We start from the raw sequence: 15,777 nt of genomic DNA, 5'->3' as shown, positions 1-15,777 counted from the left end.
CGGATCGGTTACGTGATGGGAAAGTCGAAATAGGTGTCCGGATGCGGTTCGGATTTCAGTACGTAATGCCACCACTCGTTGTCATATGCGCTGAAACCGCAGGAATCCATGAGGGCGCGCAGGTGGTGACGGTTTTCCGTCTCCGCATACGTGATCCCTTTCGCTCCGTGGTGCGAGATGGAATCCATCAGGTCATGGCCCCCGCCCATGGGAGCCAGTTCACCGGTATCCAGGCGGAACAGCGTCAAGTCGACCGTGCTGCCCCGGCTGTGGCCCGACCTGGCGGCCACATATCCCCTCGCGAACATTCCGGCCCTGTCGATGTTCGGATAGTGGCGGGGCTTGGTCCGGCCGTCCTCGGGCTGTCGTGACCAGCGCAGAAAGCAGTCCACGGCACGCTGGGGGCGATACCCGTCCCAGAGGAGCAGACCGAAGCCCAGGGTTTCGGCCTTCTGCTGCGCCTCTTCCAGCGCCGCGCACAGCGCCTTTGTCCCTACGATGCGATTGGCCAGGTATCCGTCCACCGGCTTGCCGGTGAAGTTGTCCCAGGTGGCGTATTTGGCGTCCCAGCGCATTCCGGGTACGTGCTCGTCCACGTAGACGAAGTCGTCGTTCATCGGCTTTCCCCAGCAGCGGCCAGCGCCGATGACACCAGTCGGTCGATCACCTCGGTCAGTGGAAATCCAGCGGCTGCCATCATTCTCGGATAGCGGCTGTACGAGGTCATTCCGGGCAGGGTGTTGACCTCGTTGAGGATCACTTCCCCGTCCTCGGTGAGGAACATGTCCACCCGTGCGAGGCCCCTGCACCCCAAGGCGCGGTACACCGCCTTCGCCGTCTCCTGGACGCGTGTGCGCGACTCCGCCGGGATGTCGGCGGGGACGACCGCCGTCGCGTTCTCGGAACCGGTCTCGGGCTTGTCCTCCTGATGGATCCTGAAGAACCCGTGGGAGAGCGCGATGCGATCCAACTCGCCCACGACCAGGTCGAGTTCATCGCCCAGGACGGCACAGCCGATCTCGCTGCCGATGACCGCCTCTTCGATCAGCACCTTCGTGTCGTACTGCCGTGCACTGTCCAGCGCGTTCGGCAGTTCCTCTTTCCGGGACACCTTGCCGACCCCGAACGACGAACCCGAACGGGCCGGCTTCACGAAGACGGGATAGGTGAGCCGGCCGGGGTCGATGTCGTCCTCCTTGCCCGTGACGGTCCAGAAATTCGGGGTGGCTATTCCCGCGCTTCCGGCGACGACGTAGGCGAGGGACTTGTCCATGCAGAGGGCGGAACTCGGGACGTCGCAGCCGACGTAAGGAATGCCGGACAGCTCCAACAAGCCCTGTATCGCGCCGTCTTCACCGAGCGTGCCGTGCAGGACCGGCAGCACGACGTCCAGGCCGATCGTCTCGTATCGCCCCTGCTCCAGGATCAGTAGGCCTCGCACACTCCGGTCCGGTGACAGCACGGCCGTACGGCACCTGCCGTTCTCCCAGTCCTCGCCCGGACCGTCGCAGAGCTTCCACGCACCGCTCTTCGTGATCCCGACATAGAACGGCTCGTACTTCTCCGCATCGAGGTTCCGCGCGATCTCCTGCGCGGACTTGACGGAGACGGGGTGTTCCTCGGAACAGCCACCGAACAGAACCGCGATCTTCGACCTAGCCATGCTGATCCCCGCTTTCGAATGCCAGACAGTTGGTGAGGGAGTTCTCGACCGTGTCCCTCAGGGCGTGGTCCGTGTAGTAGGCGGTGTGCGGACTGATGAGCACATTCGGCAGCTCGTGCAGCCGCAGCAACGTCTTGTTGTCGATGGGTTTGTCTCTGTGGTCGGCATAGAAGATCCCTTCCTCTCCTTCGAGGACGTCCAGCGCCGCACCGCCCAACCGGCCGCTTTCCAGGGCCGTGACGAGGGCCTCGGTGTCGAGCAGCGGGCCGCGGCCTGTGTTGATGACGAACGCCCCGTTTCTCATCCGCTCGATGCGCCGACGGTCGAGGAGATGGTGCGTGTCCGGGGTGAGCGGTGCGTGGAGCGTCACGATGTCGCTCAGCCGCAGCAACTCGTCCAGATCGAGGGTGAGACGGCTGTCGTGGGCCAGTACCCGGCAGCCGAAACCCCGTAGCCGGTCCACAACCGCCGTGCCGATACGGCCCGTTCCGACGACTCCGACGGTCAGGTCGCGCAGTTCCTTTCCGCGCATCTCGTTCAACCTGTAGTCGTGTACGTCCGTGCGGCGGACCGTGGACCGTGCGTTCCGGATCGCCATCAGCATCAACATCACCGTGTAGTCGGCCACGCTGTCGGGCGAGTAGGCGGTGTTCCCGACGGACAGGCCCACACGGTTCGCGTAGTCCACGTCGATGTGGTCGCGGCCGATGCTCCTCGTGGAGAGGTACGCCACGCCGGCTCGACTGAGCGCGAGCAGAACGGAGTTCGTGATCGGCGTTCTGTGGCTGACGCTGACACACCTGTTTCCGTAGGCCAGTTGAGTGTTCGCTGCGGACACCGGCGCCTGGGTGATGGTCGGGACGACACCGAAGCGGGGCGCCAACTCCCGGAACAGAGCGGCCTCGTCCGGCCCGCAGCCGTAGATCGTGATGCCCGTGTTCATCGGCCCCGCCGGCTCATGTAGAGGTCGAACGCCCGGTAGAGCAGCGGCCGCAACGGCAGGTCCCACTCCCCCGCGTACCGCACCGCCTGACCCCCGGTACCGACCTTGAACCGGACCAGCCCGACCTGCGGGTCGTCCGCGTCGAGGGTGGGGGTGATGCCGCGCAGGTCGTAGACATCGCAGCCGGCGGCCAGCGCGTCGCGGATCATCGCCCACTGGCAGGCGTTGGAGCCGCGCACCTCGCGCTTCTCGGTGGAGGAGGCGCCGTAGGAGTACCAGGCGTGGGCGCCGACCCGGACCAGGATCGTGGCGGCGACCAAGTCGCCCTGATGGTGGGCGAGATAGAGCTTGATCCGGTCGGGATCCTCGGCGTTCAGTGCCGCGAACATGGTCTCGAAGTAGCGCAGCGGGCGGGGCGTGAAGCGGTCGCGTCGCGCGGTGTGGACGTAGAGGTCGTGGAAAGCCTTCAGGTCCGGGCCGAACGAGTCCGCGGCTCCGGCTCCGGCTCCGGCTCCGGCTCCGGCTCCGGCTCCGGCTCCGGCTCCGGCCATACCAACGATCGTGCCCCCGCCTGCCGTGACTTCGCCGACTCTGACCTCGACTCCCGCTTTGGCCGCCTTCTTGATGTTGCGGCGCCAGAGCTGGTTCATGCCCTTGAGGAGGTCGTCCTCCGTTCGGCCGGCCAGCGGCATCTCGTACTTGAACTGCGGATGCCCGACGCCGAAGCCGTCCTCCGGGTTCTGCGGCAGCCAGCCGGCGGCCCGGAGACGGTCGGTCACGCGGGTGCCGACCGGATCGGCCCACGCGGCGGGCAGGTCGGTGAGCCGCCGGATGCCCGGGTCGGCGAGGCCCTCCTTCACCTGGGCCGCGCTCCAGATGTCCGTGCACACCGGCGGCCCGAGCCGGATCGCGAACGCGCCGTGTGCCTTGAGATACGCCGCCAACGGGTCGAGCCAGCTGTCGATGTCCCCGGTCCAGTCGATGACCGGGCCCTCGGGCAGATACGCCAGCGTGCAGCGGTCCAGCTTCGGCACCGGACGGTGCAACACGAGCCCGGCGCCGACCAGTTGACGGCCGTCGTACCAACCTAGGGACTCGCTGCGCCACTCGGTCTTGACGCGGCCCCACGCCGGGGTCTGCAGAAAACTCACCGACCGCTGGGCGCGTACGAATGCCAAGTGCTCTGCGGAGCTGATCGGTTCGACGGACAGACGACGCACGCCCGCGGCAACGGCCCCTGAGGGGTGGACGGTTCGGCTCACCAGCTGATCCGGGCCGCGACCGGCAAGTGATCGCTACCGGTCTCGGGCAGCACCCACGAACTCCGCGCCCGCACCCCCCGTACCAGGATCTGATCGATCCGCGCGATCGGGAAGGACGCGGGCCAGGTGAGGCCGAAGCCGTTCCCGGCCGTCTCCTGGGCCGAGTTCAGCCGCGAGGTGAGGGCGTGGAACGCGCGGTCGTCCGTGGTGCCGTTCAGGTCGCCGAGCAGCACCACCCGTTTGTTCGGCTCGGCGGCGATCACCTTGGCGAGCGCGTCCGCGCCGAAGTCGCGCGAGACCGTCCAGAAGCCGTCCCTGGACGTCACCCGCACGGACCCCAGGTGCGCCACGTACACCGCCAGCGGCCCGCGAGCCGTGGCCACCGTCGTGCGCAGCGCCCGGACCTCGTCCGCCGCCTCCGCCTTCGATTCGGCCGGCTTGGTCCTCGCCAGCGGTCCGGCATCACCCCGTACGACGTTCACCGGCCGCGTGTCCGACAGCGGCAACCTGCTCCAGAGCCCGACCGTGCCCCGCACCGCGTGGTACGGGTACGCCTTCGCGAGCCCCTTCTCGTAGCTGCCCCGGGCCTGATCGGTCAGCTCCTCCAGTGCGAGCAAGTCCGCGCCGGAGGCGGCCAGTCTGCGGGCGGTGCCGGTCGGGTCGGGGTTGCCGGCGTCGACGTTGTGGCTGACCACGGTGAGGTCGCCGCCGGGGTGGGCCTTGTCGGTGAGCAGCCCGCCGAAGAGGCTCAGCCAGACCGTGACCGGCAGCACCAGCGCGACCACGGCGGAGGCGGACCGGCGCCACAGCGCTCCGGCCAGCAGCACCGGCACGAACGCGCCGAACCACGGCAGGAGGCTCTCCACCAGGCTGCCGATGCCCCCGATGCTCGGGAGCCGGGCGTGCAGCGCCATGAGCAGCCCGAGCAGCAGGGCGAGCGTCGCGAGCACCGGGCCGCGTTTCCAGGGTTCGCGAGGAATCCGGAAGGTCGTTGTCCGGAGGCTCGTTGTCCGGAGGCCCGTCGTTCGCCCTGGCGGCGGGGTCCGCGTCGGTGCCGGTGATGAAGTCGGCGTCGGTGCCGGTGAGGGTGTCTGCGTCGGTACCGGTGAAGGAGTTGGCGTCACGCCGCCAGTCAAGGCAGCCCGGTGTTGCCGGCGCGTATGGGGTTTTCGATACGCGGACGATATGTGCCGACTCCTACCATCGGACCCATGCGTGTGCTGATCGTCGAGGACGAGCCCTATCTGGCGGAGGCCATCCGCGACGGCCTGCGCCTGGCGGCGATCGCGGCCGACATCGCCGGTGACGGGAACACCGCGCTGGAGCTGCTGAGCGTCAACAGCTACGACATCGCCGTCCTCGACCGCGACATCCCCGGCCCCTCCGGCGACGAGGTGGCCCGCCGTATCGTCGCCTCCGGCAGCGGTATGCCGATCCTCATGCTGACCGCCGCCGACCGTCTCGACGACAAGACCACCGGGTTCGAACTCGGCGCCGACGACTACCTCACGAAACCCTTCGAACTCCAGGAACTGGCCCTCCGGCTGCGGGCGTTGGACCGCCGACGCGCCCACAGCCGGCCGCCCGTACGGGAGATCGCGGGCCTGCGCGTCGACCCGTTCCGCAGGGAGGTCTACCGGGACGGCCGCTATGTCGCGCTGACCAGGAAGCAGTTCGCCGTGCTGGACGTCCTCGTCGCCGCCGAGGGCGGAGTCGTCAGCGCCGAGGAACTCCTGGAGCGGGCCTGGGACGAGAACGCCGACCCGTTCACCAACGCCGTACGCATCACCGTCTCGGCGTTGCGCAAGCGGCTCGGCGAGCCCTGGATCATCGCCACCGTGCCGGGCGTCGGCTACCGCATCGACACGCAGCAATCGGAGCCATTGGAGCCATTGGAGCCACCGGAATCATTGAAGCCATCGGAACCCGGCCAGGAAGGGGAAGCCCGTGGATAGAGCCCCCGGGATGAGCGTCCGGCTCAAGCTCACCCTCAGCTATGCCGGGTTCCTCATGCTCGCCGGTGTCCTGCTGCTCGTCGCCGCGTGGACGTTCCTGACGCGCGTGTCCCACGTCGGGCTCATCATCCAGCCCGACTACACCCTGGCCGTGCTGCGCGCCTTCGCTCCGACCGCGGCCGTCACGCTGACGTTCCTGCTCGTGTTCGGTCTCGGCGGAGGATGGCTGCTCGCCGGCCGCATGCTCGCCCCGCTGACCCGCATCACGGAGGCCACCCGGCTGGCCACGGACGGCTCGCTCTCCCACCGCATCCGACTGCCGGGCCCCGAGGACGAGTTCCGCGAACTCGCCGACGCCTTCGACACGATGCTCGCCCGGCTCGAAGCCCACGTCGCCGAACAGCAGCGGTTCGCGGCCAACGCCTCCCACGAGCTGCGCACCCCGCTGGCGATCTCGAAGACCCTGCTCGACCTGGCCCGCGCCGACCCGGACCACGACACCGGCCGGATCATCGACCGCCTCCACACCGTCAACACCCGGGCGATCGACGCCACCGAGGCACTGCTCCTGCTCAGCCGCGCCAACCAGCGGTCCTTCGCCCGGGAACCCGTCGACCTGTCCCTCCTGGCGGAAGAGGCCACCGAGACCCTCCTCCCCCTCGCGGAGAAGCACGGCGTCAGCATCGAGACCGGCGGCGACATCACCCCCACCCGCGGCTCCCAGGCACTCCTGCTCCAACTGACCACGAACCTCGTGCAGAACGCGATCGTCCACAACCTCCCCGAGCGGGGCACCGTGTGGGTGACCACCGCCGTCGGCCCCAAGTCCGCGGTCCTCACGGTCGAGAACACCGGCGCCATCCTCACCCCCCACCAGGTCTCGACCCTCACCGAGCCCTTCCAGCGCGGCACCGAACGCGTCCACACCGACCACGCGGGAGTCGGCCTCGGCCTGGCGATCGTCAAGACCATCACGGGCGCCCACGACGGCACCCTGACCCTCACCCCGCGCCCCGCCGGCGGCCTCCGCATCACGGTGGAACTACCCGCCAACTAGCCGCACCCCTCGTGCCGTTGAGGCCACAGGGGGTGCGAATCCGGCGAACAAGCCGAGGCCTACGCCGCCTTGTACGCCTCCTCCAGCTTCTTCACAGCCGCCGCGTACTTACCCGTCAGCAGCAGATGGTCCGCGTCGGCGAACGGCTTCGACACCGCCGCCGTCACGTTCTGCCCCACCTTCGCCTGCACGAGCAGCCGCGCCTTGGTGACGAGCGCCTTGCCGCTCTCCGCCGACCTGGCGTGCGCCGCCGCGTTCTCCAGCGCCTTCAAGGTGGCCGCGCCACCCGTCGGCGCCTTCGTCCGCGTCGTCAGACCCCAGCCGTACGGGAACTGCGGATCGTACGACGTGTCACCCACGTTGATCGGGAGCTGGGCCTCCGACTTCGGCCAGGTGACCGGGAGTTGACCGGTGAAGGACCGCTTGCCGTAGAGCACGTCGGCCACACCGTCGCCCTCGGTGCCCGGGAGCCAGGAGGCCACCAGGGCGTCGATCTTGGGGAGTTGGTCCCCGATCAGCTGCGGGCGCCCGGAGACGATCAGCACCGCGCACTTCATCGCCGCGCACACCTTGTCCACGGCTGCCTGGTCGGCCGGGGTGAGGGTCAGGTCGTTGCCGTTGCCGACATCGCCCACGCCCTCGGCGTACGGGGTCTCGCCGACGACGACCACACCCACGTCATAACCACTCGTGGAAGCCGAGGCGTCCTTGGAGTACGTGACGTTCCCGCCGGCGTTCTTCATCCCCTGGAGGATCGTCGTGCCGGTGGTGTTCGTGCCGGACGAGCCCTGCCAGGTGATGGTCCAGCCACCGGTCTGGTTGCCGAGGTCGTCGGCGTTGGAACCGGCGACGTAGACCTTCTGGTTCTTCTTCAACGGCAGGACGCCAACCGCGTTCTTCAGCAGCACCTGCGACTCGGCCGCCGCCTGCCGGGCCACGGCCCGGTGTGAAGTCGAGCCGATCTTCGAGGCGTTGCTCGTGTCGGCGTACGGCTTCTCGAAGAGGCCGAGCTTGAACTTCTGGGTGAGGATGCGCGATACGGCGTCGTCGATCCGCTTCTCGGTGACGTGGCCCGCCTTCACCTCGGCGATGAGCGTCGAGCTGAAGTCCTTGTAGCTGTACGGGACCATCATCATGTCGACGCCCGCGTTGACCGCCGTGTCGACGTGCGAGGCGTAGTCGCCGGGGAGTTGGTCGATGGCGTTCCAGTCGCTGATGACGAAGCCGTCGAAGCCCATCCGGTTCTTGAGGACGCCGTTGATCATGTCGGCGCGGGCGTGCATCTTCACCGGGCCGAGGCCGTCGCCGACGATGTCGAGCGAGGAGTAGGAGGGCATGACCGTGCCGATGCCCCGGTCGACTGCCGTTTGGTAGGGGGCGAGGTGGATGGCTTCCAGTTGCTGGCGGGTGACCGTGGTGACGCCCTGGTCGATCGTGTACGTGCCCGTCGTGGAGGAGCCGTACGCGGTGCCGCCGTCGCCGACGAAGTGCTTGGCGGTGGCCAGGACCTTGTCGTCGTCCTTCAACTGCTTGCCGTTCGCGGCGCCTTGGAGACCCTGGATCACCGTCTCCATGGACTGCACGAGCGCCGGGTCCTCGCCGAAGGACTCGTAGGAGCGGCCCCAGCGTTCGTCACGGGTGACGCAGAGGCAGGGTGCGAAGTCCCACGGGACGCCGGTCGAGCGGACCTCACTGGCCGTCACCGCGCCCGCCTTCTCGGCGAGTTGGGGGTCGCGGGTCGCGCCGATACCGATGTTGTGCGGCATGATCGTGGCGCCGGCCAGGTTGTTGTGGCCGTGCACCGCGTCGACGCCGTAGATCAGCGGGATCTGGAACCGGGTTGCCTGCGTGCGGAGTTGGAACGAGTCGATCATCTTCGCCCAGGCGGCTGCCGTGTTGGGCGTCGGGGTCGAGCCGCCGCCGGAGAGCAGGGAGCCGAGGTCGTAGGTGGCGACGTCGGCGCCGGTGCCCACACCGCCGCGCTCGGCCTGGGTCATCTGCCCGGCCTTCTCCTCCAGCGACATGCGCTTGACGAGGTCGGCGACGCGCTTCTTGATGGGCAACTTGCTGTCCAGGTACGGCAGTCCGTGCGCGTCGATGACGACCTGCGGGTTCTCGGCCGGGGCCTTGGCGCCGGTGACCGTGAACTTCAGCGGGATCGTCTCGGCGTTCTCGGCCGACTTGTCCTTCAGCGTGCGGACCTTGACGGTCTGGGTGGCGCCGGACGCGGTGCCCGCCGGGAAGGTGAGCGTGCCGGCGACCGGGGTGTAGTCCTTGCCGGTGGTGGCGGTGCCGCCGTCGGACGCGTAGGCGACGGTCACCGGGTCGTCCAGCGGGACGGCGCCGGTGGTGGAGACGGTGACCTTGACCGCGGCCGTACCGCCCTCCTTGACCGGGTAGACGGCCGAGTCGGTGGTGACGGAGGCGCGCAGGGACTGGTCGGCCTTGCCGTACAACTCGACGTCGTCCATGGCGAATTGGCCGTGTGGCACACCGACCGGGAGGGTGACCGCGTAGCCCCACATCTGGGTGAGGCCGAGGACGTGGTCGATACCGCCGACGGGCTGGTAGTCCGTGCGGTAGACGAAGTTCGTGAACGGGATCTCGATCTGCTTCCAGCCGGTGAAGTCGTCCGTGAAGGACGTCGTCCACAGCTCGGAGGCCTCGCCGTTCGCGCCGCCGTCCTTGATCTCGAAGTTGGTGGCCTTGCCGGTGTTCTGGCCGTCCCACCAGAAGCGGATGCCCTGATGGGCGGACCAGTCGTGTCCGGGTTCGGTCGCGGCGTAGTCGTGGGTGAAGCCGCCGTAGCCGCTGATGTCGTACGTCCCGGAGAGAACCTTCGCGCCCTCGGGGGCGTCGGGTCTCGCGGTCAGGGCGAGTTGGGGCGGGTCGTCGGTGTCACCGCCCCAGGTGAAGATGCCCTCGGCGGGCTGGCTCGCGAAGGGCACCTCGCCCTCGAAGCGGTCGACGGGCGTGGGGGCTGGATCGGCGGCGGCGGCCGCCTGGGAGACCGCGGCCGGTGACAGCAGCGCGGCGCACAGGGCGGTGGAAACGAGCAGGGCGGTTCTTGGCATGGACCTTCCCTCGGCTCTGGAGCTCTGGTTCACTCTGGGTTCGCACAGTTCACTCATGACTTAGATCACGCCGTGAGTTAACTAACGGCCCGCAGACCCGTCAAGACATCTCGTCAGGAAGGGCTAACGCATCCATGTCCAGGAGAACCCCCCGCACGGCCCGGCTGCTGCTCGCCGGACTGCTCTCCGTGGCCGGCTTCACCGCGGCCGTACCTCCCGCACACGCTGCCGGTGAACAGGTCACGGCCTGGCTCACCACCACCGACGACGCCGCCGGACGCCATGTCACGCGCGGCCTCCAGGCCCAGACTCCGTTCGCCTTCTCGTCCGGGACGGGCGGGAGCGGCGAGAACATCACCGTCGACGAGAACACCCGCTACCAGACGTTCACCGGGGGCGGCGCGTCCTTCACGGACACGGCGGCCTGGCTGATGAACAGCAGCGGCGCGCTGTCGACGGCGACCCGGAACGCGACCATGACCAAGCTGTTCTCGCCGACCGACGGGATCGGGCTGTCGTTCCTGCGCAACCCGATGGGCGCCTCCGACCTGGCCCGCTACGGCTACTCGTACGACGACGTGGCGGCCGGCCAGACCGACCCGAACCTCAACTCCTTCTCGATCGCGCACGACCTGGCCGATGTCGTGCCGCTCACCAAGCAGGCGCTGACCCTCAACCCCTCTCTGACTGTCATGGCCTCGCCATGGACGGCACCGGCGTGGATGAAGGACAGCGGTTCGCTCAACGGCGGCTGGCTGAAGTCCGAGGACTACGGCGCCTACGCCAACTACTTCGTCAAGTACCTCCAGGCGTACAAGGACCAGGGCGTTCCGGTCTCGTACGTGACCGTCCAGAACGAGCCGACCTGCTGCTCCGGCTACCCGTCGATGAGCTGGAACGCGTCCGGCCTCGCCTACTTCACGAAGAGCGAGCTGCTGCCGAAGCTCAACGCGTCCGGCCTGACGACGAAGGTGCTGGCGCACGACTGGAACTGGGACGTCTACGACTCCTACGCGGCCTCGACCGTGGACGACGCGGCCGTCCGCTCGAACCCCAACTTCGGCGGGATCGCCTGGCACGGTTACGGCGGTGACGTCACCAAGCAGACCACCGTCCACAACCAGTACCCCACGCTCGACGCCTTCGGCACCGAGCACTCCGGCGGCACCTGGATCGCCAACCAGCAGCGCGAGGACATGAGCAACATCATCGACTACACCCGCAACTGGGCGAAGTCGGTGACCAAGTGGTCGCTCGCCGTGGACCAGAACATGGGCCCGCACAACGGCGGTTGCGGCACCTGCACGGGTCTGATCACCGTGCACAACGGCGACGGCGCGAGCGGGACCGTCGACTACACCGTCGAGTACTACACGATGGGCCAGCTGACGAAGTTCGTCCGGCCGGGAGCCCAGCGGATCGCGTCGACGGCGTCCACGAACGTCCCCAACGTGGCGTGGCGCAACCCGGACGGATCGAAGGCGCTGATCGCCTACAACGACGCGTCCACGGCGAAGACGGTGACCATCAACTGGGGTGGCCAGCACGCGACTTACTCCCTCCCCGGCAAGACGTCCGCCACGTTCACCTGGGCGGGCACACAGGCCGGCGGCGGCAGCCAGACCGGCGCGTTCGTCGGCCTCGCGAGCAAGTGCCTCGACGTGGCCGGGGGTTCGGCCACCAACGGCACGGCCGTCCAGCTCTACGACTGCAACTCCTCGACCGCCCAGCAGTGGACCGTGGGCACCGACGGCACGGTCCGCTCCCTCGGCAAGTGCCTTGACGTGACGTCGGCTTCGACCGCCGACGGGGCGAAGGTCCAGTTGTACGACTGCAATGGAACCGCCGCGCAACAGTGGTCGTACAACGCGACCACCGGTGATGTGGTGAATACGGCGGCCAACAAGTGCCTTGATGTGACGGGCAATACGTCTGCGAACGGGACTCGGGCGCAGATCTGGACGTGCACGGGGGCTGCGAACCAGAAGTGGCATCTGCAGTAGGTTTTCGCCCCCGCCGCCCCTACCCGTCCCATCCTTCTGGGGCTCCGCCCCAGGCCCCGCTCCTCAAACGCCGGAGGGGCTGGATTTTCTCGGCTGAATTTCCAGTCCCTCCGGTGTCTCGCTCGCTTACTCCGCCGGCTCGACTCCCGCGCGCAGCAGGCCGTACGTGTACGCGTCCTCCAGCGCCTGCCATGACGCGGCGATGACGTTCTCGGCGACGCCGACCGTCGACCACTCCGCCGAACCGTCGGACGTGGCGATCAGGACGCGGGTCGTGGAGGACGTGCCGTGCTTGCCCTCCAGGATGCGGACCTTGTAGTCGACGAGCTCCAGCTTGGCGAGCTGGGGGTAGATCTTTTCGAGGGCTACGCGGAGGGCGCGGTCCAGGGCGTGGACCGGGCCGTTGCCCTCGGCGGTGGCTACGATGCGCTCGCCCTTGGCGAAGAGCTTGACCGTGGCCTCGTTGGCGTGGGTGCCGTCGGGGCGGTCCTCTACGATCGCGCGCCAGGACTCGACCTCGAAGTAGGAGCGGGCCCTGCCCTCCGCCTCCGCACGGAGGAGGAGCTCGAACGACGCGTCTGCCGCCTCGTACGTGTAGCCCTTCAGCTCGCGTTCCTTCACGCGCTCGACCACCCTGCCCACCAGCTCGCGGTCGCCGCTGATGTCTACGCCGAGTTCCTTGCCCTTGAGTTCGATCGACGCGCGGCCCGCCATGTCGGAGACCAGCATCCGCATGGTGTTGCCGACCTGCTCGGGGTCGATGTGCTGGTACAGGTCGGGGTCGACCTTGATCGCGGAGGCGTGCAGGCCCGCCTTGTGGGCGAAGGCCGAGACGCCGACGTAGGGCTGGTGCGTGGACGGGGTGAGGTTCACGACCTCGGCGATCGCGTGCGAGATGCGGGTCATCTCGCGGAGCTTGCCGTCGGGGAGGACCTTCTTGCCGTACTTCAGCTCCAGGGCGGCGACGACGGGGAAGAGGTTGGCGTTGCCCACGCGCTCGCCGTAGCCGTTCGCCGTGCACTGGACGTGGGTCGCGCCCGCGTCGACGGCGGCGAGGGTGTTGGCGACCGCGCAGCCCGTGTCGTCCTGGGTGTGGATGCCGAGCCGGGCGCCGGTGTCGGCGAGGACGGTGGAGACGACCGCCTGGATCTGCGCCGGGAGCATCCCGCCGTTGGTGTCGCAGAGGACGACGACGGACGCGCCGGCCTCGGCGGCGGACCGTACGACCGCCTTCGCGTACTCGGGGTTCGCGCGGTAGCCGTCGAAGAAGTGCTCGCAGTCGACGAAGACGCGGCGGCCCTGGGCGACCAGGTGGGAGACGGTGTCGCGGACCATCGCCAGGTTCTCGTCGAGGGTGGTGCGCAGGGCCAGCTCGACATGGCGGTCGTGGGACTTCGCGACGAGGCAGACGACCTCGGTGCCGGCGTCCAGGAGCGCCTTGACCTGCGGGTCCTCGCTGGCCTTGGCGCCCGCCCGCCGGGTCGCGCCGAAGGCGACCAGCTGGGCGTGCTTGAAGTCGATCTCCTGCCGGGCGCGGGCGAAGAACTCGGTGTCCCGCGGATTGGCCCCGGGCCAGCCGCCCTCGATGAAGCCGACGCCGAAGTCGTCCAGGTGCCGTGCGATGGCCAGCTTGTCCGCGACGGTGAGGTTGATGCCCTCCCGCTGCGCGCCGTCACGCAGGGTCGTGTCGAAGACGTGGAACGAGTCGTCGAGTTCGCTGGTTTCCGTCATGGTGTCTGGCTCCTGAGGATCTGAATCTCGGTCTGTACCGGAATGACCGGCTCCACCGTCCCTCAATGATCCCTCGCACTGCTTTCCCGGCTGAAGGTGGGCCAGAAAAGCGAAAAACCCCTCGCGGGTGCGAGAGGTCTGCGCGCGGGTCGAGTGACGACGGTGGCCGCCCGTACCTGGTCGTACGAGGCGGTCACTGCGGACCGGCGCGCCTGCTGCCAATAATCGTGGCGAACGAGAACACGGACGCAGTCTGGCACACCCCGCGTCCGCGCTCACCGTCCGTCTCATGATGCGAACAGTCCGTTGATCAACTCGCCTGGCGGATGAACACGTCCGACACCGCCGAATTGAACGTCACCGTACTCACGGGGGACTCACGGGGATGCAAGCGGAAGGTCACGCGTCCGCGAGAAGTCCCTCGTCCAGGAACTCCCGTACGTGGCCGAGGACTTGCGCCCGGTCCGTGCCCCGCAGCCCGATCGCCACGTGGATGGAGAAACCGTCGAGGAGAGCGCGGAGCCGGGCGGCGAACCGGTCCGGGTCGACGGCCCGGAACTCCCCGCGTGACACCCCCTCCGCGATCAGCGCGACCAGGTCGCGGTGCCAGACGCCCTCGATCGCGGCCTGCCGGTCACGGGCGTTGTCGTCGGCGTTCTGCGAGCGGTTCCAGACCTCCAGCCACAGCGTCCAGTGCGGGTCGCGGTGGCCGTCGGGGACGTACAGGTCGACGTACGCGTCGACGCGCTCGCGGGCCGTGGCCGTGCTGCGGGTGAGCAGGCGACCGCGCTCGGCGCCCAGTCTGCCCTCGCTCCACTCCAGGGCCTGGAGGAGGAGTTCGTCCTTGGAGTGGAAGTAGTAGAGGAGATGGCCGCTGCTCATGCCGACCTCGCGGCCGAGCGCCGCCATGGTGAGCTGCTCCAGACCGCGTTCGGCGATCATGCCCATGGCTGCGGCGAGGACGTCCTCGCGCGGCGGCGCGTTCTTCCGCGCACCGGCCATTCCCGTCTCCTCCGGCCCTAGATCTTCGGCTGCTGCTGGGTGATGCAGTGGATGCCGCCACCGCCCGCGAAGATCGTACGGGCGTCCACCAGTGTGACCGTCCGCTCGGGGAAGAGGCGACGGAAGATCCCGGCCGCGATCTCGTCGCCCGGGTCGTCGAAGGCGCAGAGCACGACCCCGCCGTTGCAGAGGTAGTGGTTGATGTAGGAGTAGTCGACCCAGTCGCCGTCCTCGTCCTTGAGGACGGTCGGGGCCGGAACCTCGACGACCTCCAGGCGACGGCCCTGCGCGTCGGTCTCGGCGCGGAGGAGGGCGAGGTACTCCTGCGAGCGGGCGTGGTCCGGGTGGGCCGGGTCGCGCTGGCTGTGGACCAGTACGGTGCCGGGCCTTGCGAAGGCCGCGACGATGTCGACGTGGCCCTGGGTGCCGTAGAGGCCGTAGTCGCCGGTGAGACCGTGCGGGAGCCAGATCGCCTTTGTGGTGCCGAGCCTGGCGTGGATCTCCGCCTCGACCTGCTCGCGCGTCCGGCCGGGGTTGCGGCCGGCACCGAGCTGGACCGTCTCCGTGAGCAGGACCGTGCCCTCGCCGTCGACGTGGATCGCGCCGCCCTCGTTGACAAGCGTGCTGCTGAGTGCGGGGACTCCGGCCAGGTCGGCGACATGGCGGGCGATCTTGGAGTCGTGCTCCCAGCGGGCCCAGCTCTGCGCGCCCCAGCCGTTGAACGTCCAGTCCACGGCGGCCAGTTCGCCCTTGCCGTCGGTGACGAACGTGGGGCCGATGTCCCGCATCCACGCGTCGTCCAGCTCGCGCTCGACCAGGTCGACGTCCGGGCCGAGCAGCTCGCGCGCCGACTCGCCCTGGCCCGTGCCGTGCACCATCGTCACCGGTTCGAAGCGGCGCACGGCACGGGCCACGGACGCCCAGGCGGCACGGGCCTCGGCCAGCTCCTCCGCCGTGGTGAAGGTCGGGTTGGGCCCGGGCCAGGCCATCCAGGTGCGCTCGTGCAGGGTCCATTCGGCGGGCATCCGGAAGCCGTCGGTGGCGGGCGTGGTCATGAGGGTCCTTTCTGGAAATGTGACACTCGACC

12 protein-coding genes are annotated in these 15,777 nt (G+C 68.7%); 3 read left to right on the top strand and 9 right to left on the bottom strand.

Translation table 11 applies throughout. The annotated features are described in order from the left end of the window. Positions 1-8: 8 nt before the first annotated feature. From vanX to OG407_RS35615, 5 genes are read right to left on the bottom strand one after another with little or no spacing between them, the layout of a single operon-like run. The gene (gene vanX / locus OG407_RS35635; RefSeq protein WP_405863631.1) at positions 9-617 is read right to left on the bottom strand and encodes a D-Ala-D-Ala dipeptidase VanX; all 609 of its coding nucleotides are present in this window, start codon (positions 615-617) and stop codon (positions 9-11) included. Continuing rightward, positions 614-1,663 (bottom strand): D-alanine--(R)-lactate ligase VanA-Sc, encoded by a 1,050-nt coding sequence (gene vanA-Sc, locus OG407_RS35630; protein ID WP_405863629.1) that lies wholly within the window; start codon positions 1,661-1,663, stop codon positions 614-616. The genes vanX and vanA-Sc overlap by 4 nt, the downstream gene beginning before the upstream one ends. Continuing rightward, positions 1,656-2,606, bottom strand: a complete 951-nt coding sequence (locus tag OG407_RS35625) for a D-isomer specific 2-hydroxyacid dehydrogenase family protein (RefSeq protein ID WP_405863627.1) — start codon at positions 2,604-2,606, stop codon at positions 1,656-1,658. Before OG407_RS35625 ends, vanA-Sc begins: the two co-directional genes overlap by 8 nt. Beyond that, on the bottom strand, positions 2,603-3,868 hold the full coding sequence (locus tag OG407_RS35620) for a lipid II:glycine glycyltransferase FemX (RefSeq protein WP_405863625.1): 1,266 nt from the start codon (positions 3,866-3,868) through the stop codon (positions 2,603-2,605). Before OG407_RS35620 ends, OG407_RS35625 begins: the two co-directional genes overlap by 4 nt. Continuing rightward, positions 3,865-4,848 (bottom strand): endonuclease/exonuclease/phosphatase family protein, encoded by a 984-nt coding sequence (locus OG407_RS35615; RefSeq protein ID WP_405868796.1) that lies wholly within the window; start codon positions 4,846-4,848, stop codon positions 3,865-3,867. Before OG407_RS35615 ends, OG407_RS35620 begins: the two co-directional genes overlap by 4 nt. Before the next feature lie 231 nt (positions 4,849-5,079). Between OG407_RS35615 and OG407_RS35610 the strand changes: the two genes are divergently transcribed. Together OG407_RS35610 and OG407_RS35605 are read left to right on the top strand one after the other, a co-directional pair. Next, positions 5,080-5,823: a response regulator transcription factor gene (locus OG407_RS35610; RefSeq protein WP_405863623.1), complete on the top strand. Its 744-nt coding sequence runs from the start codon at positions 5,080-5,082 to the stop codon at positions 5,821-5,823. Positions 5,824-5,833: 10 nt separating this feature from the next. Next, positions 5,834-6,880, top strand: a complete 1,047-nt coding sequence (locus OG407_RS35605; protein ID WP_405868794.1) for a sensor histidine kinase — start codon at positions 5,834-5,836, stop codon at positions 6,878-6,880. 59 nt (positions 6,881-6,939) lie between these two features. On the opposite strand, the gene OG407_RS35600 is transcribed toward OG407_RS35605, so the two are convergent. After that, positions 6,940-9,954, bottom strand: coding sequence for a glycoside hydrolase family 3 protein (locus OG407_RS35600; RefSeq protein ID WP_405863621.1), 3,015 nt, complete (start codon positions 9,952-9,954; stop codon positions 6,940-6,942). Positions 9,955-10,088: 134 nt separating this feature from the next. Here OG407_RS35600 and OG407_RS35595 point away from each other — a divergent pair, with 134 nt between their 5' ends. Further along, the gene (locus OG407_RS35595) at positions 10,089-11,957 is read left to right on the top strand and encodes a ricin-type beta-trefoil lectin domain protein (protein WP_405863619.1); all 1,869 of its coding nucleotides are present in this window, start codon (positions 10,089-10,091) and stop codon (positions 11,955-11,957) included. Positions 11,958-12,083: 126 nt separating this feature from the next. Here OG407_RS35595 and cimA read toward each other — a convergent pair whose 3' ends face one another. The 3 genes from cimA to OG407_RS35580 all read right to left on the bottom strand — a co-directional run bounded on the left by cimA (position 12,084) and on the right by OG407_RS35580 (position 15,745). Continuing rightward, positions 12,084-13,688, bottom strand: coding sequence for a citramalate synthase (gene cimA, locus OG407_RS35590; RefSeq protein ID WP_405863617.1), 1,605 nt, complete (start codon positions 13,686-13,688; stop codon positions 12,084-12,086). A gap of 399 nt (positions 13,689-14,087) precedes the next feature. Continuing rightward, a complete protein-coding gene (locus OG407_RS35585) occupies positions 14,088-14,690 on the bottom strand; it encodes a TetR/AcrR family transcriptional regulator (protein WP_405863615.1) in 603 nt (200 codons plus the stop codon). A 17-nt stretch (positions 14,691-14,707) separates the two neighbouring features. Beyond that, positions 14,708-15,745 (bottom strand): agmatine/peptidylarginine deiminase, encoded by a 1,038-nt coding sequence (locus OG407_RS35580; RefSeq protein WP_405863613.1) that lies wholly within the window; start codon positions 15,743-15,745, stop codon positions 14,708-14,710. Positions 15,746-15,777: the final 32 nt, after the last annotated feature.

Origin of the sequence: Streptomyces sp. NBC_01515 (genome assembly GCF_045040345.1) — a bacterium.
Lineage (GTDB): Bacteria > Actinomycetota > Actinomycetes > Streptomycetales > Streptomycetaceae > Streptomyces.
Note: the sequence above shows the minus strand (reverse complement) of the source record. Positions and strands in the feature narration are given on the sequence as shown.

What these genes read in the sequence shown, in the direction of transcription:
- vanX (WP_405863631.1), bottom strand. Translation starts at nt 617, where the DNA reads ATGAACGACGACTTCGTCTACGTGGACGAGCACGTACCCGGAATGCGC.
- vanA-Sc (WP_405863629.1), bottom strand. Translation starts at nt 1,663, where the DNA reads ATGGCTAGGTCGAAGATCGCGGTTCTGTTCGGTGGCTGTTCCGAGGAA.
- OG407_RS35625 (WP_405863627.1), bottom strand. Translation starts at nt 2,606, where the DNA reads ATGAACACGGGCATCACGATCTACGGCTGCGGGCCGGACGAGGCCGCT.
- OG407_RS35610 (WP_405863623.1), top strand. Translation starts at nt 5,080, where the DNA reads ATGCGTGTGCTGATCGTCGAGGACGAGCCCTATCTGGCGGAGGCCATC.
- OG407_RS35605 (WP_405868794.1), top strand. Translation starts at nt 5,834, where the DNA reads ATGAGCGTCCGGCTCAAGCTCACCCTCAGCTATGCCGGGTTCCTCATG.
- OG407_RS35600 (WP_405863621.1), bottom strand. Translation starts at nt 9,954, where the DNA reads ATGCCAAGAACCGCCCTGCTCGTTTCCACCGCCCTGTGCGCCGCGCTG.
- OG407_RS35595 (WP_405863619.1), top strand. Translation starts at nt 10,089, where the DNA reads ATGTCCAGGAGAACCCCCCGCACGGCCCGGCTGCTGCTCGCCGGACTG.
- cimA (WP_405863617.1), bottom strand. Translation starts at nt 13,688, where the DNA reads ATGACGGAAACCAGCGAACTCGACGACTCGTTCCACGTCTTCGACACG.
- OG407_RS35585 (WP_405863615.1), bottom strand. Translation starts at nt 14,690, where the DNA reads ATGGCCGGTGCGCGGAAGAACGCGCCGCCGCGCGAGGACGTCCTCGCC.
- OG407_RS35580 (WP_405863613.1), bottom strand. Translation starts at nt 15,745, where the DNA reads ATGACCACGCCCGCCACCGACGGCTTCCGGATGCCCGCCGAATGGACC.